Origin of the sequence: Sphingomonas sp. 7/4-4 (assembly GCF_027941955.1) — a bacterium.
Lineage (GTDB): Bacteria > Pseudomonadota > Alphaproteobacteria > Sphingomonadales > Sphingomonadaceae > Sphingomonas.
In genome coordinates this window covers 1,132,709-1,158,652 of sequence record NZ_CP115960.1, presented here as the reverse complement: position 1 = coordinate 1,158,652, position 25,944 = coordinate 1,132,709, and the positions used below count along the sequence as shown (strand labels likewise).

The 25,944-nt window shown below is 66.1% G+C and carries 23 protein-coding genes, 2 tRNA genes and 4 pseudogenes; 21 read left to right on the top strand and 8 right to left on the bottom strand.

Going from position 1 to position 25,944, the window contains the following annotated elements:
* Window positions 1-15: 15 nt before the first annotated feature.
* The gene (locus PIB19_RS05860; protein ID WP_271240045.1) at window positions 16-615 is read left to right on the top strand and encodes a hypothetical protein; all 600 of its coding nucleotides are present in this window, start codon (window positions 16-18) and stop codon (window positions 613-615) included.
* Here the strand turns inward: PIB19_RS05860 and PIB19_RS05855 are convergent, their stop codons facing one another.
* Both PIB19_RS05855 and PIB19_RS05850 read right to left on the bottom strand, forming a co-directional pair.
* Window positions 616-1,710, bottom strand: a complete 1,095-nt coding sequence (locus PIB19_RS05855; protein WP_271240044.1) for a hypothetical protein — start codon at window positions 1,708-1,710, stop codon at window positions 616-618. It lies immediately after the preceding gene.
* A pseudogene (locus PIB19_RS05850) lies at window positions 1,710-3,208 on the bottom strand (M1 family metallopeptidase). The gene PIB19_RS05855 and the pseudogene PIB19_RS05850 overlap by 1 nt, the downstream one beginning before the upstream one ends.
* Between PIB19_RS05850 and PIB19_RS05845 the strand changes: the two are divergent.
* The 5 genes from PIB19_RS05845 to PIB19_RS05830 all read left to right on the top strand — a co-directional run bounded on the left by PIB19_RS05845 (window position 3,119) and on the right by PIB19_RS05830 (window position 6,692).
* Window positions 3,119-3,472, top strand: coding sequence for a hypothetical protein (locus PIB19_RS05845; protein ID WP_271241076.1), 354 nt, complete (start codon window positions 3,119-3,121; stop codon window positions 3,470-3,472). The pseudogene PIB19_RS05850 and the gene PIB19_RS05845 sit on opposite strands and share 90 nt — an antisense overlap.
* 182 nt (window positions 3,473-3,654) lie before the next feature.
* Window positions 3,655-4,347, top strand: a complete 693-nt coding sequence (locus tag PIB19_RS23505) for an LON peptidase substrate-binding domain-containing protein (protein WP_443018707.1) — start codon at window positions 3,655-3,657, stop codon at window positions 4,345-4,347.
* Complete coding sequence (lon, locus tag PIB19_RS05840) at window positions 4,278-6,110, top strand: endopeptidase La (protein ID WP_443018706.1); 1,833 nt, start codon at window positions 4,278-4,280, stop codon at window positions 6,108-6,110. The genes PIB19_RS23505 and lon overlap by 70 nt, the downstream gene beginning before the upstream one ends.
* Before the next feature lie 131 nt (window positions 6,111-6,241).
* Window positions 6,242-6,514 (top strand): HU family DNA-binding protein, encoded by a 273-nt coding sequence (locus PIB19_RS05835; protein WP_056613928.1) that lies wholly within the window; start codon window positions 6,242-6,244, stop codon window positions 6,512-6,514.
* Window positions 6,515-6,617: 103 nt separating this feature from the next.
* Window positions 6,618-6,692: transfer RNA gene (locus PIB19_RS05830), tRNA-Val, on the top strand.
* A 214-nt stretch (window positions 6,693-6,906) separates the two neighbouring features.
* On the opposite strand, the gene PIB19_RS05825 is transcribed toward PIB19_RS05830, so the two are convergent.
* Window positions 6,907-7,638 (bottom strand): MBL fold metallo-hydrolase, encoded by a 732-nt coding sequence (locus tag PIB19_RS05825; protein ID WP_271240043.1) that lies wholly within the window; start codon window positions 7,636-7,638, stop codon window positions 6,907-6,909.
* Window positions 7,639-7,974: 336 nt separating this feature from the next.
* Here PIB19_RS05825 and PIB19_RS05820 point away from each other — a divergent pair, with 336 nt between their 5' ends.
* Together PIB19_RS05820 and PIB19_RS05815 are read left to right on the top strand one after the other, a co-directional pair.
* A complete protein-coding gene (locus PIB19_RS05820; RefSeq protein WP_271240042.1) occupies window positions 7,975-9,558 on the top strand; it encodes a hypothetical protein in 1,584 nt (527 codons plus the stop codon).
* A gap of 80 nt (window positions 9,559-9,638) precedes the next feature.
* Complete coding sequence (locus tag PIB19_RS05815; protein ID WP_271240041.1) at window positions 9,639-12,332, top strand: TonB-dependent receptor domain-containing protein; 2,694 nt, start codon at window positions 9,639-9,641, stop codon at window positions 12,330-12,332.
* Between the two features lie 57 nt (window positions 12,333-12,389).
* On the opposite strand, the gene PIB19_RS05810 is transcribed toward PIB19_RS05815, so the two are convergent.
* Entirely contained in the window at window positions 12,390-13,070 is a 681-nt protein-coding gene (locus tag PIB19_RS05810) for a prolyl hydroxylase family protein (protein WP_271240924.1), read from the bottom strand.
* Window positions 13,071-13,182: 112 nt separating this feature from the next.
* Here PIB19_RS05810 and PIB19_RS05805 point away from each other — a divergent pair, with 112 nt between their 5' ends.
* The 6 genes and pseudogenes from PIB19_RS05805 to PIB19_RS05780 all read left to right on the top strand — a co-directional run bounded on the left by PIB19_RS05805 (window position 13,183) and on the right by PIB19_RS05780 (window position 16,681).
* A complete protein-coding gene (locus PIB19_RS05805) occupies window positions 13,183-13,389 on the top strand; it encodes a hypothetical protein (protein ID WP_271240040.1) in 207 nt (68 codons plus the stop codon).
* Window positions 13,386-13,913 (top strand): ATPase, T2SS/T4P/T4SS family, encoded by a 528-nt coding sequence (locus tag PIB19_RS05800; protein WP_271240039.1) that lies wholly within the window; start codon window positions 13,386-13,388, stop codon window positions 13,911-13,913. The genes PIB19_RS05805 and PIB19_RS05800 overlap by 4 nt, the downstream gene beginning before the upstream one ends.
* Before the next feature lie 16 nt (window positions 13,914-13,929).
* Window positions 13,930-14,006 (top strand) — tRNA-His (locus tag PIB19_RS05795).
* Between the two features lie 24 nt (window positions 14,007-14,030).
* Window positions 14,031-15,084: pseudogene (locus PIB19_RS05790) on the top strand (Glu/Leu/Phe/Val family dehydrogenase).
* Window positions 15,085-15,368: 284 nt separating this feature from the next.
* Window positions 15,369-15,827 (top strand): carboxymuconolactone decarboxylase family protein, encoded by a 459-nt coding sequence (locus PIB19_RS05785; RefSeq protein ID WP_271240038.1) that lies wholly within the window; start codon window positions 15,369-15,371, stop codon window positions 15,825-15,827.
* Window positions 15,824-16,681, top strand: a pseudogene (locus PIB19_RS05780) (sigma-70 family RNA polymerase sigma factor). Before PIB19_RS05785 ends, PIB19_RS05780 begins: the two are co-directional and overlap by 4 nt.
* Before the next feature lie 98 nt (window positions 16,682-16,779).
* On the opposite strand, the gene PIB19_RS05775 reads toward PIB19_RS05780, so the two are convergent.
* The 3 genes from PIB19_RS05775 to PIB19_RS05765 all read right to left on the bottom strand — a co-directional run bounded on the left by PIB19_RS05775 (window position 16,780) and on the right by PIB19_RS05765 (window position 19,564).
* On the bottom strand, window positions 16,780-16,956 hold the full coding sequence (locus PIB19_RS05775; protein WP_271240037.1) for a hypothetical protein: 177 nt from the start codon (window positions 16,954-16,956) through the stop codon (window positions 16,780-16,782).
* Window positions 16,957-17,049: 93 nt separating this feature from the next.
* The gene (locus PIB19_RS05770; protein ID WP_271240036.1) at window positions 17,050-18,432 is read right to left on the bottom strand and encodes a glycoside hydrolase family 16 protein; all 1,383 of its coding nucleotides are present in this window, start codon (window positions 18,430-18,432) and stop codon (window positions 17,050-17,052) included.
* Between the two features lie 301 nt (window positions 18,433-18,733).
* Window positions 18,734-19,564, bottom strand: a complete 831-nt coding sequence (locus PIB19_RS05765; protein WP_271240035.1) for an alpha/beta fold hydrolase — start codon at window positions 19,562-19,564, stop codon at window positions 18,734-18,736.
* 224 nt (window positions 19,565-19,788) lie between these two features.
* Here PIB19_RS05765 and ccmC point away from each other — a divergent pair, with 224 nt between their 5' ends.
* The 7 genes and pseudogenes from ccmC to PIB19_RS05730 all read left to right on the top strand — a co-directional run bounded on the left by ccmC (window position 19,789) and on the right by PIB19_RS05730 (window position 24,651).
* Window positions 19,789-20,508, top strand: coding sequence for a heme ABC transporter permease CcmC (gene ccmC / locus PIB19_RS05760; protein ID WP_271240923.1), 720 nt, complete (start codon window positions 19,789-19,791; stop codon window positions 20,506-20,508).
* Window positions 20,505-20,636 (top strand): heme exporter protein CcmD, encoded by a 132-nt coding sequence (locus tag PIB19_RS05755; protein WP_271240034.1) that lies wholly within the window; start codon window positions 20,505-20,507, stop codon window positions 20,634-20,636. Before ccmC ends, PIB19_RS05755 begins: the two co-directional genes overlap by 4 nt.
* Window positions 20,633-21,064 (top strand): cytochrome c maturation protein CcmE, encoded by a 432-nt coding sequence (gene ccmE, locus PIB19_RS05750; protein ID WP_271240033.1) that lies wholly within the window; start codon window positions 20,633-20,635, stop codon window positions 21,062-21,064. Before PIB19_RS05755 ends, ccmE begins: the two co-directional genes overlap by 4 nt.
* A 13-nt stretch (window positions 21,065-21,077) precedes the next feature.
* A complete protein-coding gene (locus PIB19_RS05745; protein ID WP_271240032.1) occupies window positions 21,078-23,012 on the top strand; it encodes a heme lyase CcmF/NrfE family subunit in 1,935 nt (644 codons plus the stop codon).
* Window positions 23,009-23,533: a DsbE family thiol:disulfide interchange protein gene (locus PIB19_RS05740; RefSeq protein ID WP_271240031.1), complete on the top strand. Its 525-nt coding sequence runs from the start codon at window positions 23,009-23,011 to the stop codon at window positions 23,531-23,533. Before PIB19_RS05745 ends, PIB19_RS05740 begins: the two co-directional genes overlap by 4 nt.
* Window positions 23,534-23,665: 132 nt before the next feature.
* Window positions 23,666-24,002: pseudogene (locus PIB19_RS05735) on the top strand (cytochrome c-type biogenesis protein); the annotation flags it as partial.
* A 49-nt stretch (window positions 24,003-24,051) separates the two neighbouring features.
* A complete protein-coding gene (locus tag PIB19_RS05730) occupies window positions 24,052-24,651 on the top strand; it encodes a tetratricopeptide repeat protein (RefSeq protein WP_271240030.1) in 600 nt (199 codons plus the stop codon).
* A gap of 154 nt (window positions 24,652-24,805) precedes the next feature.
* Here the strand turns inward: PIB19_RS05730 and ald are convergent, their stop codons facing one another.
* The gene (gene ald, locus PIB19_RS05725; RefSeq protein ID WP_271240029.1) at window positions 24,806-25,912 is read right to left on the bottom strand and encodes an alanine dehydrogenase; all 1,107 of its coding nucleotides are present in this window, start codon (window positions 25,910-25,912) and stop codon (window positions 24,806-24,808) included.
* Between the last annotated feature and the right edge of the window lie 32 nt (window positions 25,913-25,944).

Sequence of the window (25,944 nt, the reverse complement as noted above, 5' to 3'; positions counted from 1 at the left end):
ATGGAGAGGTGACGTATGTCCGATGTAGCCATCCTCGATGACGAAGATCCTCGCGAGTATCGTTCGCCGTTCGATCTGGCGCTCAACCCGGCCGCGCTCGAAACCTTCAAATGGCTGGTACTTGGGCATGTCCTGTACGCAATTGGCCTGGCGTTGGTGGTCTATTTCCACATCGACAACGGCGCGGTCTGGATAACGCCGCTGTTCGGCCTGCCTTTCGTCTGGCGCGAGCGGCAGCACCGGTTCGCGGTCAAGGCATTGGTGTTCTTCCTCGGCTTCACGCTGATGCACTATGTCGCGCTGATGACCGTCAGCGGCATGCGCGGCGACGAAGTGGGTTTCCTGCGCGGGTTCGTCGGCGGTGCCGTGGGCGGCGGCGGCGCGCTTCTGCTCTGCGCGATCTTCGGGCTGGTCCGCAAGGGCTCGAGCCTCACCTTCGAGGCATTCGGCACCGTACTGCTCGGCGCCGTCGGCAGCTTCTGCCTGTATCTGTATCTCACCACCGGTGCGACCGGGGATTCGTCCGCCAGCGACATCATCCAGCCGCTCAAGATATACACGCCGTGGCAGATCGCCTTCGCCTACGTCCTGGCGAGGGTCCTCCGCCCGGTCTGATCACCGGGGTCGAAGCGCAGGCCGTGCGGTAGGGCGCCGCGCGGCCGGACCGTTCAGCGCTCGCCACGGGATCACTGCCCATTCGGGAGCGTCGCAGGCGCGCGCGACACGCGCGAAATAAGCCGCGACGAACAAGCCGTCCGGCGTGAACCAGGCCTGAGGGAAGCTCCACACATCCGAGTCGTCATAGCTGCAGCCGTCGTCTTTCGGGGCCGCCATCTGCGCGGGATGATAGCGCTTGAGCAGCGCTACCAATCCTGTAGCGAAAGCCGCGCCGCGGTAGGCGTACCAGGCGTCCGACCGCTCGGGCGGCGGCGTCTTTCCGAAGTGCAGCAGATCATCGAGCTTGACCTCGCTGCCGGTCCGCGCGTCAAAAATGACGCCCTGCACTCCGAAATCGGGATGCGCCGCGCCCGCGCAGCCCCAACTCGTCAGCCATGGATAGCTGACCCAGGAATCATCGAGATAGACCGGCCCGGCCTCGTCCGAATCGATGCCCGCGCCGCCCTCATAGCCCGGGCAGCCGAACCAGTTGCGAACATGCTCCCACTGCGTCACCGTCAGTGCGGCGTTGATCTTGTGGAGCGCCGCGGCGGCATATCCGCCTTCGATGCGGAACAGCCGGGTTCCAGACCGACGCTCGGTGTACCAGCGGATCGTGCGCGTACCGATGCGCTCGGCGGGGCCGGGTTCGAGACGCAGCCCCGCGAGCTGCATGCGATCATAGCCATCGAGATTCGTGGGAGCGCCGGCCGGCGCGGCGGGAGGCACGGCCGGCGTGAGCGAGACCGGAAGCGCCTTGCCCTTGGCGGTGGTCAGCGTTCCCGCCCAGCCACTGCCCGAACGCCTCAGAACGAGGCTGTCGCCGGTAAGCCGTGCGCTCAGCTTGAGCACGTCCGCGTCTCGCTCGCCGTCGAGTGCGATATCGAGGCGAGTGCTGCGATAGAAATAGCGGCCGCTCGGCGCGCCATCGCCGGTGTCGAGCTCGACTATGATCGGGGCGCTGCCGGCCTTGCCCTCATAAAGCTGCGCGGAGGCGGTGGCCGGGAACGCCAACGCAACCAAGGCGGCGGCGAAGAGCCGGAGTCTCGTCATCACTCGCTGCGGCGCGGTTCACGCTGCGCGGCCTCGACCGCTTCGGAGCGCTTCAGGATGCGCGAGGCGGGATCGACGATCACATGCGCCTCCGCCGGCACGGCTATGCTTCCGGTGCCGCCGGTCATCGCCACAGTCTCGACCTTGTCGTCGATCTGCACCTCGACCGGAAGCGGGAAGGGCCTGTTTCCGGGTGTCTTCCAGTGGAGCGTGAGCCGGTCGCCTTCGCGCGTCTCGATCAGCTCGGGAAGCGCCGCCTGATACAGATAGACATGGAAGAACCAGGCCATATCCTTGCCGGTCACCTGATTGACGATGGCGATATATTCGGGCGTGGTGGCGAAGCGCGGCTGGAAATTGCCCGGCTTCGGGTCGGGCCGGCCATAGACCAGCCAGCGCGTGACTTCCCAGAAGGCCTTGTCGCCGATCGTGTTGCGCAGCGTGTGGAGCACCCAGGCACCCTTGACGTAGATGTCGCCGCCGGGGCCGCCTTTCTCCTCCTCATAGACCTCTTCCTCGGTCATGATCCGGCCGGAGACGATCGGTGCCTTGTTCTCGATCTGGTTGCGGAACTTCTCCATCATCACCGCATAGCGCGCCTCGCCCTCCCGCCAGCGGCCGTAGAGCGGCTGCATGTACTGGGCATAGCCTTCGTGGAGCCAGTAATCGTCCCAGTTGGCCGCCGACATCTGGTTGCCGAACCATTCGTGGGCGAGCTCGTGCTGGAACAGCCAGTCGAAGCCGGTCGCGTCCTTGGCGTAGTTGTTGCCGTACGCGTTGATCGTCTGGTGCTCCATGCCGAGATGCGGGGTCTCGACCACGCCCAGTTTCTCGTCGGACCAGGGATAGGGGCCGACATTGGCCTCGAAGAAATCGAGCGTCGGCGCGAATTCAGCGAACAGGCCCTTGGCCTTCACCTCGCGGCCGGGCAGATGCCAGTAATATAGCGGGATCGTCCCGCCGAAGCGGCTCTTGTAGATGCCCTTGATCTCGACATAGGGCGCGACGTTGAGCACCACCGAATACGGGTTCGGGCTGCGCGCATGCCAATGCCAGGTCGTGCGGCCGTCGGGAAGCGTATCGACCTTTTGCAGCACGCCGTTGGATGGCGCCGACAGGCCCTTGGGCACGGTGATGTGGAGGTCGACCTTCGCCGGCTCGCCGGCCGGGAAATCGAGGCACGGCCAGAACAGGTCGCAGCCATAGCCCTCGGCGGTCGTCGCGATCCAGGGTTTGCCTTCGGGGTTTTCGACCAGACGATGCCGTCGTCCCACGGCGCGCGCACCGCGACGTGCGGCGTGCCGCCATACGTGATCCTGACCATTGCCCGGCCTCCCGCCGCGAGCGTCGCGGGAAGGGCGATGGTCAGCCGGCCTTCGGGATTGGACCAGCTGGTGCGGGCCAGCGGTTGCCCGTCCACGCTGATCGCGCTCACCGGCAAATTCTTGTCGAGATCGATCAGCAGGCGGCGCTGCGGCGCCGAAGTGGCAAGCGTCAGCGTGGCGACGCCCTGCAGCGTCTGCGTATCGGGAAACACTTCGATCGCGAGGTCGACATGCTCGAGCCGCAGCGCCGCACGTTCGGGATCGATCGGGCCGCCCGAAGTCTTGGTGATTTCGGTGATCGGCGGTTCGCCCGGCTTGATCTGCGCGAGGACAGGCGAGGCGGTCAGCGCAAGGGCGGAAGCGGCGAGCAGCAGGCGAATGCGGATAGGTCTCTCCATCAGGCGCGCTCGACGGCGCATCCGCCGTCGCGAGCGTAAAATCGGGTTGTCGGGGACGGATATAGCCAATGCGCCCGCACGCGCCACGTCGCGCCGTTTCAGCGGGTCGGCGCATCGCCGGAAACGACAGTCCACAGCCAATCAATGGACGACGATTGATGCGGCTGGCGCAGGCACCATATATAGTGGAATGTGAGGGCCGCTCGGGCCCAGGAGTATCCATGAAGCAGTCCTATCCCGTCCTGCCGCTTCGCGACATTGTCGTCTTCCCGCACATGATCGTGCCGCTGTTCGTGGGCCGCGACAAGTCGGTCGCCGCGCTCGAAGCCGCGATGGCCGACGACAAGGAGATTTTCCTCGTCGCGCAGCTCGATCCCGCCGAGGATGATCCCGGCCGTGAAGACCTGTACGACACCGGCGTCTCGGCAGAAGTGCTCCAGCTGCTCAAGCTTCCCGACGGCACCGTGCGCGTGCTCGTCGCGGGCAAGGAGCGCGGCACGCTCGAGACGGTCGACGAATCCGGGCCTTTCCTAACCGCGACCGTGAACCCGGTCGACGAAGGCGACACGCAGCTGGAAAGCGCTGCCGCCGAATTGGGCGAGAAGGTGAGCAAGATCACGCCCGACAATCTGAGCGCCGAGCTCCAGGCCCTGATGCGCTCGGTGGTCGATCAGTTCGAGAATTACGCCAAGCTCAACCGCAAGCTGCCCGCCGAGACCGCGGTCCAGCTCGCCGAGCTCGACGATCCCTCGCGCCTCGCCGACGCGGTCGCCGCCAACATCGCGGTCAAGGTCGCCGACAAGCAGTCGCTGCTGGTCGAGAAGGACCCCGGAAGCGCCTCGAAATGGTGTTCGCCTTCATGGAGGGCGAGCTCGGCGTGCTGCAGGTCGAGAAGAAGATCCGCAGCCGCGTGAAGCGGCAGATGGAGAAGACCCAGCGCGAATATTATCTCAACGAGCAGTTGAAGGCGATCCAGCGCGAGCTGGGCAATGAAGGCGACGAGGGCGACGGCGACGAGATCGCCGAGCTCACCCAGAAGATCGCGACGCTCAAGCTCTCGAAGGAAGCGCGGACCAAGGCGACCGCCGAGCTCAAGAAGCTCAAGACCATGGCGCCGATGAGCGCCGAGGCGACCGTCGTGCGCAACTATCTCGACGTGCTGCTGGGCCTGCCCTGGGGCAAGAAGTCCAAGCTCAAAAAGGATCTGGTCGAAGCCGAGGCCGTCCTCAACGGCGATCATTATGCGCTCGAGAAGGTCAAGGACCGCATCGTCGAATATCTCGCGGTGCAGGCGCGCACCAACAAGTTGAAGGGGCCGATCCTGTGCCTCGTCGGGCCTCCCGGCGTGGGCAAGACCTCGCTCGGCAAGTCGATCGCCAAGGCGACCGGTCGCGAGTTCATCCGTCAGTCGCTGGGCGGCGTGCGCGACGAGGCCGAGATTCGCGGCCATCGCCGCACCTATATCGGCTCGCTGCCCGGCAAGATCGTGACGAACCTGCGCAAGGCCGGTGCCTCGAACCCGCTGTTCCTGCTCGACGAGATCGACAAGCTCGGCCAGGACTTCCGCGGCGATCCCGCCTCGGCACTGCTCGAGGTGCTCGACCCCGAGCAGAACAACAAGTTCAACGACCATTATCTGGAGATCGACATCGATCTCTCGGACGTGATGTTCGTGTGCACGGCGAACTCGCTCAACCTGCCGCAGCCGCTGCTCGACCGCATGGAGATCATCCGGCTCGAAGGCTATACCGAGGACGAGAAGCTCGAAATCGCCGAACGGCATCTGATCGAGAAGCAGATCGAGGCGCACGGGCTGAAGGAAGGCGAGTTCACCCTGACGCACGAGGGGCTGCGCGAGCTGATCCAGAAATACACGCGCGAGGCAGGCGTCCGCACGCTCGAGCGCGAGATCGCCAGGCTGGCGCGCAAGGCGCTGCGGAAGATTCTCGAGGGCAAGGAGACCAGCGTCACCATCACCCCCGAAAATCTTCACGAATATGCCGGGGTGCAGAAATATCGCCACGGCCTGTCGGAGGAGGAGCACCAGATCGGTGCGGTCACCGGTCTCGCCTGGACCGAAGTGGGCGGCGAACTGCTGACGATCGAGAGCGTCACCGTTCAGGGCAAGGGCGCGATCAAGACGACCGGCAAGCTGGGCGATGTGATGAAGGAGAGCGTGGAGACGGCGTTCAGCTTCGTTCGCGCGCGTGCGCCCACCTATGGCATCAAGCCGAGCCTGTTCCAGCGTAAGGATGTGCACGTCCACTTGCCCGAAGGCGCGGTTCCCAAGGACGGTCCGTCGGCGGGCATCGGTCTGGTCACTGCGATCGTATCGACCATGACCGGGGTTCCGGTACGCAAGGACATCGCCATGACCGGCGAGGTCACGTTGCGCGGCCGGGTGCTGCCGATCGGCGGGCTCAAGGAGAAACTGCTCGCGGCGCTGCGCGGCGGCATCAAGACGGTGCTGATCCCGGGCGAGAACGAGAAGGACCTCGTCGAGATCCCCGCCAACATCCGCGAGGGGCTGGAAATCATTCCGGTCATCCATGTCGACGAAGTGCTGCGGCTCGCTTTGACCGAGCCGCTCACGGCCATCGACTGGACCGATGCCGATGAGCTGGCGGCCCAGCCGCCGGCGCATGTGCCCGGGATCGGCGACGCCGTTCATCATTGAGGACGCGTAACTTTTGCGGCAAAATCCGCCGCTGAGGGTTTGACAGCGGCGGCGGTCGCGTGCTGACTGGCGCGCTCGGCTTGCCGCCGCGACTCATTTTTCGATGCACTCACTCAGGGGAATCCACCAGCATGAACAAGCAAGAGCTGATCGGGACGGTCGCTGAGACCTCCGGCCTCGGCAAGGGCGACGCCACCAAGGCCGTCGAAGCGGTGTTCGATGCGATCTCGACTTCGCTCAAGAAGGGCGACGAAGTGCGCCTCGTCGGCTTCGGCACCTTCTCGGTCAGCAAGCGCAAGGCGTCGACCGGCCGCAACCCGCGCACCGGCGAGGAGATGACGATCAAGGCGTCGAACCAGCCCAAGTTCAAGGCCGGCAAGGGCCTCAAGGATTCGGTCAACTGATCCGACGGGAAAGCAGGGCCTTGGGGGCTGGACAAGCGCACCCCGCACCGCCTAAAGGCCCGCTTCCCGTTTCCGCCGAAGGGTTCCAGGACCCAGGGCGAAAGGGCGCGTAGCTCAGTGGTAGAGCACTGTGTTCACACCGCAGGGGTCGCAAGTTCAATCCTTGCCGCGCCCACCATGTAGAGAAGCCCGCCGGTCGCACGATCGGCGGGCTTTTTCGTGGCTATTTGATCCCCGGCGCGCGCTCCTGCGCCAGCCGTTCGTCGAGCGCCGCCGCGAAATCCTGCGCATAAGCCCGGCACGCGTCCGGATCGATGAAGGGATTGGGTTTCGACCCCTGGGCGAAGCGCCGGCGTTTCTCGGCTCCCCCGACTGGCTCGGGTGCGCAGTGATCAGGATGTCGCAGGGCATGCGGCGCATCGCGGCGAACGACCGGCGGAACGACGCGACCAGCCAGCCATGGTCGGGATCGGAAAAGCGATAGGCCGGCGGCGCTGCGGGATTGAGGCTCGCGGCGAAGACGATCGTGCGGCACTGGCGGCCTTCGCAGCTTCGCCATGTCCAGCTCGTGCTCCCCGAGTGTGACCGGACGTGGCGCGGGCGGTGATCGTTACTCCGCCAAGCCGGAGCCGCTCGCCGTCGCGAACGGTGCGCAACCGCGATACGGCAGGGAAGGGTGCGAGCCAGCTGACCTGCGCGTCCGACGGATCGGTGCCGCCGCGCAGCACCGTCGCGGCCGCCGCGCCCGCCACCACCGTCGCCCCGCTGTCGCGCGCGAGCGCCGCGATGCCGCCGGCGTGATCGTAATGCGGCTCGGTGCTCAGGATGTATTTCACATCCTCGACCCGGAAGCCGAGCTTGCGGATGTTCGCCTCGATCGCCCGAACGCCCTGCGGCACGGCACCGTCGATCAGGATCAGCCCGGCACCGGTGTCGATCAGTCCGACATTGAGCCCCTCGAAGCCGACCAGATAGAAATTGCCGAACACACGGATCGGCGCCTCCGGCCCCAGCCATTTCGCGGCGCTTTCGGGAGCGATCGGGCGAAGCAGCGGATCGTCGGCCTGTTGTGCGGGTGCCGACGACGACAGCAGCATGACGGCAAGCACGGCTTGAATGGACATGTCATAATCTCCCTTTGCGTCGGCGAAATGACCGCGGCAGGGACGGCGGCGCAAACCACCATTTCTCGCGAGAGCCATTAGCCTGGCTCATGGCGCGTCGATCCAGGGGGCGCGGCAAGGCAGGATTTCGCCTCGGGCTCGCGGGGTCATGCTCGTTGCGGACCTGCAACATCGTAACCTGATTGTCATTCGACTGTCGCGCGAGAGTCTTCAAACTCTCGCGGACGAGTCACGCAAGCCTCCTAGCGCAGCGTTCGTGATCGGCAGGGGGAACCGAGTCGATCCCGTCCATTCGCACACACGCGCAACCCGGCATTCCGCCGGAACGGAGACTTTATGGCCCGCTTCCAACGCCTCAGCCTTATCCTGATGACCAGCTGCGCGGGACTCGCGCTCTCGGCCTGTGACGGCGCCAACGACATCGCTTCGCCCGGGACCGGCGGGAACGTCATCATCAACAATCCGACGCCGACGCCGGTGCCGACCCCCACTCCGACGCCCGGCACCGCGCTGGTGACGCCGGCCACAGGTTGCCCGACGATCGCGGATCCGCAGGGGCTGACCGACTCGGGCACCATCACCGGCCCGACGGGCACATGGCGCGTCTGCACGCTGCCTGCGCGGATCAACGCGAGCGTCAACCTCCCGAAGGTCGCGGGCTTGCTCTATCGCCTCGGCGGCCGCGTCGATGTCGGCACTGATCTCGGCGCCACGGCAGTCGCCGGCGAGCGAAGCGTGACGCTGAGCATCGAGCCCGGTGCAATCGTGTTCGGCGGCACCGGCGTGTCGTGGCTCGCGGTCAATCGCGGCAACAAGATCAATGCGGTCGGCACCGCCACTACGCCGATCATCTTCACCAGCCGTGACAACATCCTCGGCCTCAACACCGACACCTCGTCGGGTCAGTGGGGCGGCGTAGTGCTGATGGGTCGCGCGCAGATCACCGATTGCGCCGCACCGGGCGCGACGCCGGGTACCGTCGGCTGCGAGCGCCAGACCGAAGGCGCGGTGGATCCGGCGCTGTATGGCGGCGCGACCAATACCGATAACAGCGGCCGCCTCAGCTATGTGCAGATCCGCTATTCGGGTTATGTCCTCTCGGCCGATGCCGAGCTCCAGTCGCTTACCACCGAAGGTGTCGGCACCGGCACCCAGCTCGATCACATCATGTCGTTCAACAGCTCGGACGACGGCGCGGAGTTCTTCGGCGGCAACGTCAACCTGAAGTACTTCATTTCGGTCGGCGCCGAGGACGACAATCTCGACTCCGACACCGGCGTGAAGCTGAACGCGCAATATGTCATTGCGGCGCAGCGGGCGGGCATCGGCGATGCGATGATCGAGGCGGATACCGACAACGCCTTCGACGGGCAGACTCCGCGCCAGAACACCCGCGTCTCGAACGCTACCTTCATCCAGCGCTCGACCACCGGTGCCGATCTCGCCGCGATCCTGCTGCGCGGCGGCACCGATTACACGCTGGTGAACTCGGTGGTGGTGAGCCCCGAACTCCCATGCCTGCGCATCAGCCGCGCCAATACGATCCAGGCAGCCAACGCAGCCACCGACGAGGCCGGTCCTCCGATCTTCCGGTCGGTGGTGATGCAGTGCGCGGCGACCAAGTACCTGGGTGCGAACGGCGTGACCGCCACCGACGTCCAAGGCGTGTTCGGCAGCGGCGCCAACGGCAACAACGACGCCTTCACTCCGACGCTCACCGGCGGCTTCCTCAACGGCGCCAATGAAGCCGCGGTGGCGGCCTTCAACGCGAGCACGCTGAGCGCGTTCTTCGATGCCACGACGTTCGTCGGCGCAGCGCGAGCGACCGATACGTGGTTCCAGGGCTGGACCTGCAACAGCGCCACGCTCTCGTTCGGCACCGGAAACAGCGGGAACTGCACTTCGATCCCGACCACCTGACGCACGAATGCATGTTTGGGGCGGGACCTGGCTCCGGCTGGTGTCCCGCCCCTTTCCGATATGAAGATGGGGATATTGCAATGATGAAGCCGCTTCGGCTCGCCCGGCTGCTGGTTCTCTCGACGGCGCTCGTCGCGCCGGCCGTCGCACGCGCGCAATCGACGCCGGCAGACCCGGCCAGCGGATCAGGCGCGCAGAATGTCGGCGATGCCGGCGTCCCTGCCGATCCCCAGTCGGCGGCAACTGCGGCACCGGAGCAGCAGGTCGAGGAAACGCCCGATATCTCGGTTCCGGGTGACGAAATCGTCGTCGTCGGCCGCCACCAGGCCAACGTCCAGCAATCGGCGGCGCAGGTCGTCTCGGTGCTTTCGAGCGCCGACATTGCCCGCACCGGAGAAGGCGACATCGCCGGCGCGCTGAGCCGCGTGACCGGCCTCAGCGTCGTCGGCAACGGCTTTGTCTATGTTCGCGGCCTTGGCGATCGCTATTCGCTGGCGCTCCTCAACGGATCGCCGTTGCCGAGCCCCGAGCCGCTGCGCCGCGTGGTGCCGCTCGACATCTTCCCGACCAACGTGATCGCCTCGTCGCTCGTCCAGAAGAGCTATTCGGTGAATTTCCCCGGCGAGTTCGGCGGCGGCGTCATCAACCTGACGACCCGCGCGGTTCCGAAGGAGAGTTTCCTCAGCATCAGCGGCGGGATCGGGGGCGACACGCGCACCACCGGCCAGCTGGGCTATGTCTATGCCGGCGGCGGTCGCGACTGGACTGGTTTCGACGACGGCACCCGGCGGACGCCGCCTGCACTCGAATCGTTTCTCGCCAGCGGCAACCGGATCAGCGACCTGACGCTTGCGCAGCGGCAGGATGTGGCGAGCCAATTGGTCAATGCGAATACCGCCTTGCTCCAGCGCAACAAGGACATCCCGGTCAACTGGTCGGCCGGAATTACCGGCGGCACGGCATTCGACCTCGGCGGCGCGCGACTGGGCGTGATCGCGACCGGTGCCTATTCGAGCAAGTGGCGCACCCGCGACACGACGCAGCAGGCGACCGATTCGAGCGACCTGTCGACGAAGCGCTTCGACTATGAGCGCGTGATCACCGACAATCGCACCGTAGTGAACGGGCTGCTCGGCCTCGGGCTCGAGTTCGGCGAACAGACGCTGCGCTGGACCAATCTCTACATCCGCGACACGCTCAAGCAGGCACGGCTTGCAAGCGGAACCGATTTCACCTCGGGCGAGCGCCAGCGCATGCTCCAGGACACCGCCTGGTACGAGCGCCAGCTGGTCGACAGCCAGTTCGTCGGCGAGTTCAAGGTCGGCGACATGTCGATCGACACCCGGCTCGCTTATGCGAACTCGAAACGGCGTGCACCGTACGAGACCTCGATCGGCTATGTCCTGCGCGAGACCGGCCCCTTTGCAGGCAATTATCTGAACCGCCTGAATGCCGGGCTCGGCTCGGCGGACGTGTCCTTCTCGCGACTGAACGAGAATCTCTGGTCGGGCGGGATCGACTTTTCGTACCGTGCTTCGGCGAATCTGACGGTGACCGGCGGCTATGCCTATATGGACACCGACCGCACCTCCTCGCGCCGCGAATTTCAGTTTCTGGCGCCCAGCACGCTGCCGGAAGGCGTCAGCCTGATGCGGCCGGATAATCTGCTCGGTGGCGCCGTCATCCGCAACTTCGGCATCGATCTGATCGAGACCACCGAAGGCGATCCGGCGTTCAAGGCGAGCCTCACCAGCCATGCATACTATCTCAAGGCCCGCAGTCAGTTTCTGAACAGCCTGAGCCTCGAACTCGGTGCGCGCTTCGAGACGGCGCGTCAGGCGGTTGCTCCGCTGCAGGTGTTCAACACGCCGAGCAATTCGGGGGCGTCGAACAAGATCGAGCGCGATTACTGGCTGCCGGCGGCGACGCTGACCTGGGAGCTTCAGCCGCAGATGCAGGTGCGGCTGAGCGCATCGAAGACGATCGCGCGGCCGCAGTTCCGCGAATTGCTGTTCCAGCAATATTACGATCCGGAGAGCAACCGGCTGTTCCGCGGCAATCCCTCGCTCCAGGACAGTCAGCTCTATAATCTGGAGGCGCGGTACGAATGGTATTTCGCCCGCGACCAGCGGATCGCGCTGGCCGGCTTCTTCAAGCGGATCGACAAGCCGATCGAGGCCTATGGCAGCTTCATCGCCGAGGATCCGTTCACCAGCTATGCCAATGCTCCGCGCGCCAATCTCTACGGCGCCGAGGTCGAGGCGCAGAAGTATTTCGACGTTTGGGGTTCGCGGCGTGCGGTGGTGATCGCCAATTACACCTATTCTAAATCCAAGGTGCAGGTGCGCCCCGGCGATACGACGACGATCTACACCGGTAACGCCGCGAGCAACGTCCAGCCGGCGTCGAACTATTTCCTCGACGGGCGGCCGCTGACCGGCCAGTCCGATCACATCGGCAATCTCGAATTCGGTCTTGAGGATCAGGACAGGCTGTCACAGCAGACGCTGATGCTCACTTATGCCAGCAAGCGGCTCACCAGCCGTGGTCCCGGTCTGCTGCCGGACATTTACGAATATCCCGGTCTGCATCTCGATTTCGTCGCGCGGCAGGGGATCAAGATTGCCGGCGTGAACATGGAAGCCAAGCTCGAGCTCCGCAACATCACCGGCACCAAGTACAAGGAATATCAGGAGAGCGGCGATAACCGCATCTACTATAATTTGTACAATGTCGGCACGAGCGGCACGCTGGGCCTCAGCATCAACTTCTGATCGGGTAAAAGGGGAGAGGGCTCCGGCCGGGCGAAAGCCCGCCGGGGCCTTTCTATGTCACCAGCCCCAGGGCCGCTCGCGGAACCATTGGGTGATGACGTATTTGGAGCCCGCGCGGACCTTCATCGCGTGGTGGATGGTCGACGGGTTGGGCGTGCCGTTCGCACGCAGATTGTTCCAGGCGAGGACCTTGCCCACTTCGGGCTCGATCATCTTGTCGATCGCCTTGAAGCGCGTCACGCCACCGGCCTCGACCTGGTTGAGGTAGAGCATCACCGTCCAGGTGCGCTGGCCGGCGACGCTGCAGAACTTCTCGAAGTCCGCGCCCGAAGGCTCGAAATAATCGGTGTGCGCCTTGAACTCCTGGCCCACCTCGTAGCGCTGGCCCTGCATCGGCTCGGCATGCGCGGGGTCGAGCCCGGTCAGCGCGATGATGCGGCGCTTCAATTCCATCGCCAGCGGATCGTCGGGATCGAGATCGCAGGTCTCGCTGGTGCGGAAGGCATAATCGCCATTGGCGTCGGCGAGAGTCGAGGGGCGGCGCTTCGAATCGATCTGGAGCATGAGGAGCCGGCACATCTCCGGCTCGATGAACTTCTTGCCGATGAACATCGCGACCTTGGGATTGGGCACGCGTTGGATGCCCGGCTGGCGCAATATGTGCTCGATCACAGGTTCGGACGGATGGCCCGCGCCGAAATTGGGAACGACGGGCGAAGAGTCGGCGAGGGTCTGCATCGCGAGCGATTCTGCCAAATTCGGCGGCATTTCGCCAGTATCGCGTGTCCGTGGCGCCCGGCGTAACAAAAGCGCAAGCAAGCCGTCACATATCACAGGCACTCGACGGCACATGGCCCTCGACGCGCAGCTCGAAGCCGAAATGCCGCGTTTCGCGGACCCGCACGCATTGGACGCGCTGGGCGTGCCGGCGAGGCTGGCCGCTGCGATCGAGCGTGCGGCCGATCGGCTGACCGGCATGATCGCGATCGCCGGGCCCGGCGCCGAAGAAACCGCCGCGGCGCTGCACCGGCGGTTCGGGATTCCCTCGGCGGCGTGATCGCGGACCGCGCGGCAGCAAACCTGACGGTCGACGCTGCCGATCGCGGGCTGGTGATCGCCTGTTTCGACGGCGGCGACGCCGTGGGTACGATCCTGACGCTCCGGCGGCTGGCGAGCGACCGCTTCGCGCTGGCCGCGGCGCTGCGCCTCGTGATCGCCCAGCGGATCGCGCCGGGACTCTGCCGCAGCTGCCGTCAGCCCGAACAGGCGTTCGGATCGACCGCGGCGCTGCTGGGGCTCGACCCCGGCGCGATCCTGTGGTCGGCGCCGGGGTGCGATGCGTGCGCCGGGAGCGGGCGGGGGCGTCGGTGCGAGATCTTCGAGGGCGTGGAAGTCGATCCGGCGATGCGGCGGCTGATCTATGATGGTGCCGACGCGCCTTTGCTCGCGCGCCACGCCTATCTTTCGGCGCCCAATTTCGCCTCAGCGGCAAGGGCATTGGCGCGCGATGGCATGATCGCGCCCGAGGAAGCCGTCGGCGCATCGCGCAATGATCTTGCGCTTCGCGAAAGCCCTCGCTAAGCGGCCAACGTTCGCGGCGACCGTAGTTCAATTGGTTAGAGCGTCGGCTTGTGATGCCGGAAGTTGCGGGTTCAAGTCCCGTCGGTCGCCCCATTTTCCACAGCCCGGATATTTCCCTTGAAAACCGACTGGGGCTTCCCCGATTTCGACGAGCATGAGGGCGTTCACCTCTTCACCGACCACGCCAGCGGGCTGAGCGCGATCATCGCGATTCACTCGACTGCGCTCGGGCCGGCGGCAGGCGGGGTGCGCTTCTGGCATTACGCCGATCTCGGATGCGGCGATCACCGATGCGCTACGGCTCTCGCGGGGAATGAGCTACAAGAACGCGATGGCGAACCTGCCGATGGGCGGCGGCAAGGGCGTGATCCTCGCCGCCGAACCCGGCGCCACGGTCACCACCGAGCAACTCGAGGCATTCGGCCGCGCGGTCGAATCGCTGCAGGGCAAATACGTCACCGCCGAGGATGTCGGCATGTCCGAGGCGCGGATGAAGATCGTCGCGACCCGGACCAAGCACGTCTCCGGCCTGCCCGTCGCGGCGGGCAGCGCGGGCGGCGATCCGGGCCCGGTGACTGCGCGCGGCGTCTATCTGGGCGTCAAGGCAGCGGCGAAGCGCGGGCTCGGCGCCGACGACATGCGCGGTGTGCGCGTCGCGATCCAGGGTGTCGGTTCGGTCGGCGGCGGGCTCGCCCGATTGCTGGCGAAAGACGGCGCGACCCTGGTACTGGCCGACGTCAATGCCGAGCGGGCCAAGGCGCTCGCGGCTGAGCTCGGTGCCGAAGCAGTCGACGCCGGCGACATCCTGACGCTCGACGCCGAGCTGTTCAGCCCCAATGCACTGGGCGCGATCCTGACCGAACAGTCGATCCCGCAGATCAAGGCCAAGGTCGTGGCCGGCGGCGCGAACAACCAGCTCGCGACGCGCGCGGACGGCGCGCGGCTCCACGATCGCGGCATCCTCTATGCCCCCGATTACGTGATCAACGCGGGCGGCATCATCAATGTCGGGCTCGAATATCTCGGCCAGGGCAACATGGCCGAGGTCCAGTCGCGCGTCGACAAGATCCCCGAGCGACTGATCGAAGTGTGGGACGAAAGCGACCGCACCGGCGATCCCGAGAGCGAAGTCGCCGATCGCATCGCGCAAAGGCTGATCGGGCGCGGGTGATTCGCTCAGCGGTTCGTTGGATTTCGAAGGCTTAACTTCGCACTTTGCCCGCGAATTGACTAAGAAAATTGCTGGCTGACGTAAGAATGTTACGTGAGCGCCGAGGGCCTTTTGGACTTCACGGGTTCAAAGAGCGCCTCGTGCGTAGCGGACGAAATCCTACATTTGAAGTAGCGCCGGCCATGTTCCCCTCCCTGCAGGGAGGGGAGAATAAAAATCGCACCGCCATGTCACATCTGCCGGCGCTGTCTCGTCATGTCTCCGTAACCCCAAGGAGAACGACCATGACCCAACGCCTCGACCCCTTCGCCGCCGCGCCCGCCCAGATGCAGACCTGGCTCAACATGTCGCTCAAGATCGCGCCGGCGATCGAGCATTCGCTGCTCGAGCTGGTCAAGATCCGCGCCTCGCAGATCAACGGCTGCGCCAATTGCATCAACATGCACACCGCCGATGCGCGCAAGGCCGGGGAGACCGAGCAGCGCATCTACCTGCTGAGCGCGTGGCACGATGCGCCGGTCTATTCGGCGCGCGAGCGCGCGGCGCTGGCATGGACCGATGCGCTGACTCTGATATCGACGTCGCGGGCGCCGCGCGAAGTGTATGACGCCCTCGCCGCGGAATTCACGCAGGAGGAACAGGTGCAACTGACGCTGATGATCAACGTGATCAACGGATGGAACCGCCTCGCGGTCGGCTGCGGCCTGTTCTACGACGCCAAGCCGGCGGCGCAGGCCGCGTGACCGGCGACGCTGCAGCGTCGTTCGATCCGCTGCGTCCGCGGCTGACCCGCATCGCCTATCGCATGCTGGGTCTCGGTCGCGGACGCGGAGGACGTGGTGCAGGACGCGTTCGTCCGCTGGATGGGCACGGATCGTGTCGAAATCCGCGAGCCCGAGGCGTTCCTGCGCCGCGTGGTGACGCGGCTCTGCCTCGACCAGCTCAAATCGGCGCGGGCGCGGCGCGAGACCTATGTCGGGCCGTGGCTGCCCGAGCCGGTGGTCGAGGAGGAGGACGATGCCGACGACGTGACGCTGCCGCTGATGCTCGCGCTCGAACGGCTGTCGCCGCTCGAGCGCGCGGCGTTTCTGCTCCACGACGTATTCGGCCTCGGCTTCGACGAGATCGCCGAGACGATCGGGCGCGATCCCGCCGCGACCCGCCAGCTCGCCAGCCGGGCGCGGACGCATGTGCGCGCGGCGCGGCCGCGCTTCGACGTGCCGAAGGAGCGCGGGCTGGAGATCGCCGCGGCCTTTTTCAGGCATCCCGCAACGGCGACATGGCGGGGCTGCGCAGCCTGCTCGCCGACGATGTCTCGGTCTATTCGGACGGCGGCGGCAAGGTCCATGCCGGGCTGCGCCCGATCCTCGGCATCGAGGATGTGATGAAGCTGCATGGCTCGCTGGCGCGCTTCTTCGCGAAGGACATGTCGCAGGTGCAGCGCTGGGGAATGATCAACGGCCTGCCCGGATTCGTCACGGTCGAGGCCGACGGCCTGCTCCAGACGACCGCGCTGGCGATCGAGGACGGCAAGATCGTCGGCATCTACATCATGCGCAACCCCGACAAGCTGCGGCATTTGGGGGCGGTGCATTAGGGGGCAGCACTGCTGGTGGTGGAAAGCGGACAATCCAGGCCCTCTCCTGAAGGGGAAGGGCTGGATATTCGCAACCGGCTCGCTGGCAGCCGATCGCCCTATTGCGGCTCGAACGTTGGAATATGTTCCGCGGCGTCGAGCTGGGCACAGACCAGGCCGGCATGGAAGCGCTGGAGTTGCGCGCGGACCTGGTCGATCGTTGCGAGAAGCTCGGCGAGGTCGAGCGACATCGCGGCGATCGCCGCGGTTGCGCGTGGATCCGGTGCCTCGGTCATGGTATGGCGCTCCTTGCTGTCCGGTGGGCTACAACGCGCATCGGGCAGGGTGGATGCATGGGGTGACGCGCTCCGCGCCGCGCCCGGCGGGCTTCAGTTCGAATAGACCTTCACGTCCTTGACGACCATGTCGCCCGAACCGTCGGTATAGTCGCTGAACGTCTTCACCGCGACGTTCATGATCGGATACCAGCGGAATCCGGCGAACGGGTTCACGGCCTGATAGGTTTCCCGACCGTCGATGAACCAGGTGATGTAATCGGGCTGGATGTCCACCGCGAAGACGTGGAAATCCGAAGTGAAGCCCCCGATGCCATAGACTTCCTGGGTGTCCATGAACGTCCCGCGCTGGAAGGTGCGCATGATGTTGGCGCCGCCGTGGAGCGTGTTGGCGGTGTGGCGGTCGAAGTTCCACCAGCTTTCGAAGCCGAAGCCCTCGTAGATGTCGATCTCGGGCGGCCAGCCCGAAGTCGAGATCAGCCAGAAGGCGGGCCAGGAGCCGCGCCGCGTCGGCATCCTGGCGGTGAATTCATACTGGCCATAGCCGATCTGCAGGGGGCGCGTGTTGTGGCCGCTCAGGGCGATTGCGCCGTAATTATAGCCGACGCCGTCCCAGAAGATCGGTGCGTCGAGCTTCTGCGTGTGCATGACGAGCCCGTCGTCGGTGTAGCGAAGCGGCGCTTCGATGCCGTAGTCGCGATAGACCCAGCCATCGAGATAGATGCCGGTCTCCTGGTTGCCCGGCTGCGAGCGGCCGTTGGGCAGTTTGGTGGACCACGCCTTGTCATGGCCCGCGTCCGACCATTTCATGGTCTCCCGGCTCATCCCCCATTGGAGCGTGCCCGACGGCGCGAAGGTCCGCGGGGCGCGGCCCTCGATCTGCTCCGCGGTCGGCGGCTGGAGGAAGTCGCACTGAACGACTGCGCGATCGGTCCCCATCTTGCCGCCCCAGGGGGCTTCGACGAAGCGCACGATGAAATCGGCTTGCGGAATGCCGAGGATGATCGGCACCTCGACCGTCTTGGTCAACGGATCGCCCGGGCGGAAGATCACCGATGTGTAGATGCTCTGATAATTGATGCCGGCCACGCCCCGGACGAGCCCGGTCCCGTCCTCGGTCATCACCCGGGCGATGACGGTGTTGGGCGTCGGGCGATCGAGCGAGATGGGCACATAGGCCATGTTCGAGCCGGGCCGATAGAAGGCCGGGCCGACCGAAGCCGTGGCCTGTTCCGGATATCTGGTGCCGTTCGCGAAGTCGAAATCGGCGAAATCGGGAGGGGCGGCAAGCGCCGATGCGGCGAGCGGCCGGGCCGATACCGGGCCGGCGACGGCGATAGCTGTCTCGGCCGGCGCCGCCACGACGATCTTGCCCTCGGTTTCGGCAGTGGACCCTGGGTCCGTCACGCCCGAGCAAGCCGCAAGCGCGCACGCGAAACCGAAGCTTGCGAGCGCGCGTATGCATAGGATACGCATTACACTTCCCCTGTTGTTGCGCGGCAGCTCCGCCGCTTCGCTCAGCCTCTCCTTCTCCAGCGGGGAACCCGCTTCTTGTTGTCCCGTGAATTCGCCGGCGATGCCCCGCATGATCGATCGGTCGTGATCGTGGACCGGCGCGTTTCATGGGATCCAGGATATGGAATGCGCGGCCGGGACGGAATGGGCGACAGGCTCGAGTCGCCGTCACAGAGGCACGCACGATCCGACTCGAGCATCCGGCAACGACGTGGACGATCGGATGTGGGGCCCTCCCCGCGATGCGGAGAGGGCGGGTAGCTTAGCTGCGGACGAAGGCGAGCAGGTCGGCGTTGATGATGTCGGCATGGGTGGTCGCCATGCCGTGCGGGAAGCCGGGATAGGTCTTGATCGAGCCGTGCTTGAGCAGCTTGATGCCGATCAGCGCGGCATCGGCGATCGGGACGATCTGGTCATCCTCGCCGTGGAGAAGCAGCACCGGCACGTCGATCTTCTTAAGATCTTCCGTGAAGTCCGTCTCCGAAAAGGCTTTGACGCAATCATAATGTGCCTTGATGCCGCCCATCATTCCCTGGCGCCACCAATTATGGATCACGCCCTGATCGATCTTCGCGCCTTCGCGGTTGAACCCGTAAAAGGGGCCGGTCGGCAGGTCGACGTAGAATTGCGCGCGGTTGTTGGCGACGCCGGCGCGGATCCCGTCGAACACTTCGATCGGCAGGCCGCCGGGATTGGCCTCGGTCTTGAGCATGATCGGCGGAACCGCGCCGATCAGCACCGCCTTGGCGACGCGGCCGGGCTCGGCACGCGCGACATAATGCGCGACTTCGCCGCCGCCGGTCGAGTGGCCGATATGGATCGCGCCCTTGAGATCGAGCGCCGCGGCGAGCGCGATCACGTCGGCGGCATAGGTGTCCATCTCATTGCCGGTATCGGTCTGGGTCGAGCGGCCATGCCCGCGGCGATCATGCGCGACGACGCGATAGCCATGTTCCAGGAAGAACATCATCTGGTTGTCCCAATCGTCCGCCGAGAGCGGCCAGCCATGGTGGAAGACGATCGGCTGCGCGGTCTTGGGACCCCAATCCTTGTAGAAGATCTCGGTGCCGTCGCTGGTAGTGATGAAAGGCATGGCCCTGGTCCTTGTTGAGTTTGCGTAGCCGGGGAAGGCCGGCGCCGATCCGCGTGCGCACGCCTCTCCCGGGAATGCGGCCGCGCCATATCCTTACGATCCCGTGACGAAAGCATGATGACAGCGGCGGCTGCGGGCAAGCGCGGAGTTTGCAATCGGGCGCTCGCCGCGAACATCCCGGCGTAGATTCCGCGGGCGAAGGCGGCTATTGGCTGGCGAATATCGTGATCCACGCTCTCGCCAACCCCACGCGCTTCCTGAAGCTCGCGCGCCCGCTGACTCCGGTCCTGTTCTGGGCCGGGGTGGCGCTTGCGCTGTTCGGCGCGTGGGGCGGGCTGACCCAGACCCCGGCGGACTATCTCCAGAAGGAGAGCGTGCGCATCCTCTACATCCACGTGCCCGCCGCCTGGTTGGGGATGGCTGGCTGGAGCGGCGTGGCGTTCGCGAGCCTGGGCTATCTGATCTGGCGGCATCCGCTGGCACACATCGCCGCGCGTGCCACGGCGCCGGCAGGGGCGGTGTTCGCGGCGCTCTGCCTGATCACCGGTTCGATCTGGGGGCGCCCGACCTGGGGCACCTGGTGGGAATGGGACGGGCGGCTGACGAGCATGCTGCTGCTGTTCTTCGTCTATATCGCCTATATCGCGCTGGCCCGCGCCGATAGTGATCGCGGCGGCGACGGGCGCGTGCCGGCCTTGTTCGGGGTGGCGGGATCGGTGCTGCTGCCGATCGTGCGCTATTCGGTGGTGTGGTGGAACACGCTGCACCAGGGGCAGAGCATCGGGCTGACCAGCTCGAGCATCGACGGTTCGATGTTGTGGCCGCTCTTCTTCACGATCGGCGGGTTCACCTTGTTCTTCGTCGCGGTGGTGCTGATGCGGATGCGGGCCATGCTCGCAACGCAGAAGGTCGAGGCGCGGATGCGGCGGATGGCGGCGCAGTGAACCATTGGGCGTTCATCACCGCGGCCTATGCCGTGACCCTGCTCGGTACCGGCGGGCTGGCATTGTGGGCGTGGCGCTCGATGCGGCGGGCCGAGACGGCGGCGGATTCGCTGAGGCGTAAGCCATGAAACCCAAGCATCAGCGGCTGGTGCTGGGGCTGCTCGCGCTCGGCGCGGTGGCGGGCGCGGCGGGGCTGGCGCTGTCGGCGCTGCAGGACCAGGCGGCGTTCTTCTATGCGCCGGGTGACGTGGCCGGGAAGCCGGTGCCTACCGACAAGGCGGTGCGGCTGGGCGGCATGGTCGAGACGGGATCGATCGTGCGCAAGCCCGACGGGATTTCGATGACGTTCGTCGTGACCGACGGGAAGGCGAAGGTGCCGGTGGCGTTCCGCGGCGTGGCGCCCGATCTGTTCAAGGAAGGATCGGGCGTGGTCGCCGAAGGGCGGTTCAATCCCGATGGCAGCTTCGCCGCGGATAATCTGCTGGCCAAGCACGACGAGCGCTACATGCCGCCGCAAGTGGCCGGCAAGATGCACAAGACCGAGACGCTAGAATAATGACTGGCTCCAAATGATCGCCGAGGCGGGGCTTGCGGCCTTGTGGCTGGCGGCGGCGTTCGCGCTCGTCCAGCTGATGCTCGCCTGGGGCGCGGCGAAGCATCACGAGAACGCCAATATCGGTGCGCTGATGACGGCGCTGCGGCGGACCGCCTTGGTGCAGGGGCTGCTGGCGCTGTTGTCGTTCGGGCTGCTGATCGCCTTGTTCGTGCGGAGCGACATGTCGGTGGTGCTGGTCGCGGAGAACAGCCATTCGCTCAAGCCGATGATCTACAAGGTGGCGGGCGCGTGGGGGAACCATGAGGGCTCGATGCTGCTCTGGGTGACCGTGCTGGCCGTGGCGGGCGCAGGGGTCGCGATGCTCGAGCGGCGGCTGGCGGGCGGCACGCTGGCCGCGACGCTCGGCGCGCAGGCGGCCATCGCCCTGGGCTTCTATGCCTTCCTCGCCTTCGCTTCGAACCCGTTCGTGCGGCTCAACCCGCCCGCGCCGGACGGGCAGGGGCTCAATCCCCTGCTGCAGGATCCGGGTTTGGCGTTCCATCCGCCGACTCTGTATCTCGGCTATGTCGGGCTCTCGGTGGCGTTCAGCTTCGCGGTGGGCGCGCTGCTGATGCGCGACGTCGGGCCTGCTTTCGCCAAGGCGATGCGGCCTTGGGTGCTCGCCGCCTGGATCTTCCTGACGATCGGGGTCACGGCGGGCAGTTACTGGGCCTATTACGAACTCGGCTGGGGCGGCTGGTGGTTCTGGGACCCGGTCGAGAACGCATCGCTGATGCCGTGGCTGGCGGCGACTGCCTTGCTCCATTCGGTGACGGTGCTGGCGACGCGCGACGGTTTGCGCGCGTGGACGCTGATGCTCGCATTGGTGGCGTTCGCGATGTCGATGATCGGCACCTTCCTCGTGCGATCGGGCATCCTCGTCAGCGTGCACGCCTTTGCGGTGGACCCGACGCGCGGGACGTTCATCCTCGCGCTTCTCGGCATCTATATCGGCGGGGCGCTGGCACTGTTCGGGGCGCGTGTCGGCACCATCACGCAGGGATCGACCTTCCAGCTGGTGAGCCGCGAGGGCGCGCTGGTGCTCAACAATCTGCTGCTCTCGGTGATCCTCGGCGTCGTCTTCATCGGCACGCTCTATCCGCTGGCGGCGCAGGCGGCTGGGGTGCAGCTTTCGATCGGCGCGCCGTTCTTCAACAAGGCCTTGGTGCCGGTGGCGCTGACGCTGGTTGCGGCGACCGCGGCGGGGCCGCTGCTCCGCTGGCGGCGCGACAATCTGAATGCGCTGGCGAAGCGCGTTCTGGTGCCGACCGCGGCGGCGGGCGCGGCATTCGCATTGATCTTCGCGCTTTCGGGTGGCGCGCATTTCGTGCCGGTGCTCGGCATTGCCTTTGCCGTCGGGCTGGGCGTGGCGAGCGTGGTGCCCGTGGTCCGGCGCAACCTGCGCCGGACGCCATTGCACGTGTGGGGCATGGTGCTCGCGCATCTCGGCGTTGCGGTGAGTATCGCCGGCATGGCCGCGGACACCGCGTTCAAGACCGAGCGGCTGGCGGCGATCGCAGTGGGGCAGAACGTCACCGTCGGACCGTTCCGGGTGACCCTGGCCGATGTGCATCCGACCGTCGGGCCGAACTGGTCGGCGCTCGAGGCGCGGCTGCAGGTTCGGCGCGGCGACGGACCGATGTTCGAATTGTTCCCGCAGCAGCGCTTCTTCAACACGCCACCGACCAACACCAACGAGGCGGCGATCACGACGATGCTCGACGGGCAGCTCTACACCGTACTCGGGCAGGGCGACGAACAGGGCCGCTGGCAGATCCGTTTGTGGTGGAAGCCGTTCGTGACTCTGATCTGGCTCGGTGGCGGGCTGATCGCATTAGGCGGTGCGCTGGCGCTGGTCGGCCGGGTGCGGCGCGAGCGGCGCGTGGCCGAAGCGGAGTCCTGGGCGTGAGGCGGGTGCTGATCTGGGCGCCGCTGGCGTTCTTCGCGCTGGTGTTCGCGCTGGTCGCGAGTGGGCTGATCAAGCCGGGCGACCGGACGGTGCATTCGGCGATGGTGGGCAAGCCGGTGCCGACGATGGCCTTGCCGGCGCTGCTGCCCGGCAAGCCGGGGGTCGCCACTGCCGAATTGAAGGGCCAGCCGAGGCTGCTCAATGTGTTTGCGAGCTGGTGCATTCCCTGCATCGCGGAGGCGCCGCAGCTGATGAAGTTGAAGCAGGCGGGCGTCGAGATCGACGCGATCGCGGTGCGCGACACCACCGAGGCGGTACAGGCGTTCCTCGCGCGGCACGGCGATCCGTACATGCGGATCGGCGACGACAAAGCGAGCCGCGCGCAGCTTGCGCTGGGATCGTCGGGCGTGCCGGAGACCTTCGTGATCGATGCCGCGGGGCGGATCGCCTATCAGCATATCGGCGACATTCGCGAAGACGACGTGCCGTTGTTGCTGGCGCAGCTGGAGAAGGCGAAGTGATTCCGCTTTCCCGTCACCCCGGCGAAGGCCGGGGCCCAGAGCCACAAGGACGTCGCTTGCGACTCTGGGCCCCGGCCTTCGCCGGGGTGACGTTGGTTTTTCGACGACAGTGTTCGCAGACTCGAAGCTTCCCCGGCGGACCTCGCTTACACCCAGCTCGCCGATCCCGCGCAGGAGGCGAAGGCCAAGGCGCTGATGGACACGCTGCGCTGCCTCGTTTGCCAGGGCCAGTCGATCGCCGACAGCGATGCCGAGATGGCCGGCGACATGCGCGCGCTGGTGCGGCAGCGGATCGCCGCGGGGAGAGCCCCGGCGAGGTCCGTAAGTGGTTGGTGCAGCGTTATGGCGACTATGTGACCTATGATCCGCCGCTGAGCTGGATCACTGCGCCCTTGTGGCTCGCCCCCTGGTGCTGCTCGGGCTGGGCGTGCTGATCGCCCGGCGCAATTTCGCGAGGCGCAGGCCGTGATGGGCTGGGCGATCCTCGCGGGGATAGCGCTCGGCGCAGCGCTGCTGCTGTGGGCGACGGGATTTCCCGGAGGCTGTGGACGGTCGCGGCGACGGCGCTGACCCTGGGTGCGGCCGGCTATGCCTGGCAGGGCAGCCCGGGGCTCGCGGGTCATCCGGTGACCGCCGTCCAGAAAGCGGGCGAGATCGATCCGGATATCGTGGCGGTTCGCGACGGGATGTTCGGGCGCTTCAACTTCACCTGGGGCTCGTTCGCGCGCGCCGACGCGATGACGCGTGCGGGCGCGCCCGACACTGCGGTGCGGGCGATGATCCTGACGGTGCGCCAGGCGCCGGGCGACGTGGGCGCATGGACATGGCTCGGCATCAAGCTCGCCGAGAATGACGGCAACCAGATCTCGCCGGCCTCGAAATACGCATTCGATCGCGCGGCACAGCTTGCGCCGCAGCATCCGGGGCCGCCCTTCTTCCACGGCCTCGCACTGATCCGCGAGGGCAAGTTCGAGGAGGCGCGGCCGTTCTGGGCCAAAGCAGTCGAGCTGACGCCGGCAAAGGCGACGTACCGCGCCCAGCTGGTGGGGCGGTTGTTCCTGCTGGATCGGTTTCTGGAGGCCAAGGCGGCCGAGGAGAAGGCGGGGGCGCAGCCCTGACCTGCCTCCCTCCCTGCAAGGGAGGGGCTGGGGGTGGGTGCGAGCGTCAGCGAGCCCTTCGGTGCCTATCGACAAAAGAAAAGGCCGGGCATCGAGCCCGACCTTTTCTAACCCACCCCTAGCCCCTCCCTAAGAGGGAGGGGAATTTAGAGCGTCAGCCGGCCCACGCCTCGTACGGCAGGTCGAGATCGTCGGCGACTGCCTTGAACGCGATCTTGCCCTTGTAGACGTTGAGGCCGTTGGCGAGGTGCTTGTCGGCCTTCATCGCGCCCTCTGCGCCGAGATTGGCGAGCTTGAGCACGAAGGGCAAAGTCGCGTTGTTGAGCGCGAAGGCCGAAGTGCGGGCGACCGCGCCAGGCATGTTGGCGACGCAATAGTGGATGATGCCATCGACTTCGTAGACCGGATTGTCATGCGTGGTGGCATGGCTGGTCTCGAAGCAGCCACCCTGGTCGATCGCGATGTCGACCAGCACCGAGCCGCGCATCATCGTCTTGAGCATGTCCTTGGTGACGAGCTTGGGTGCCGCCGCGCCGGGAACGAGCACTGCGCCGATCACGACCTGCGAGCGTGCGACCGCCTCGGCGATCGCGGCCTTGCTGGCATAAGCGGTCTTGATCTGGCTGCCGAAATGCATGTCGAGCTCGGCGAGGCGCTCGTTGCTGATGTCGTAGATCGTCACGTCGGCGCGTTGGCCCGTGGCCATCTGCGCGGCGTTGATGCCGGAGACGCCGCCGCCGAGGATCGCGACCTTGCACGGCGCGACGCCGGGGACGCCGCCAAGCAGCTCGCCGCGGCCGCCCTGTTCCTTTTCGAGATAGTGCGAGGCGACCTGGATCGACATGCGGCCGGCGACTTCGCTCATCGGCTTGAGCAGGGGCAGGGTGCCCGAATTCGAGGTCACCGTCTCATAAGCGATGCACGTCGCGCCGGACTGCATCAGGCCCTCGGCCTGCGGCTTGTCGGCGGCGAGATGGAGATAGGTGAAGAGCACATGGCGCGGCTCGAGCAGCGCGATTTCCTGCGGCTGGGGCTCCTTGACCTTTACGATCATGTCCGAGCCGGCGAACACCGTGGCGGCATCGGGGGCGATCCTGGCGCCGACCCTGGTATAGGCCTCATCGGCGAAGTCGATGCCCATGCCGGCGCTTGTTTCGACGAGCACTTGGTGGCCGGCGTGCACCAGCTCGGCGACCGAAGCGGGCGTGAGGCCGACACGATATTCGTGGTTCTTGATTTCCTTGGGGACACCGATGCGCATGGCTTCTCTCCAGAATCCGTTGTTGCCGCATA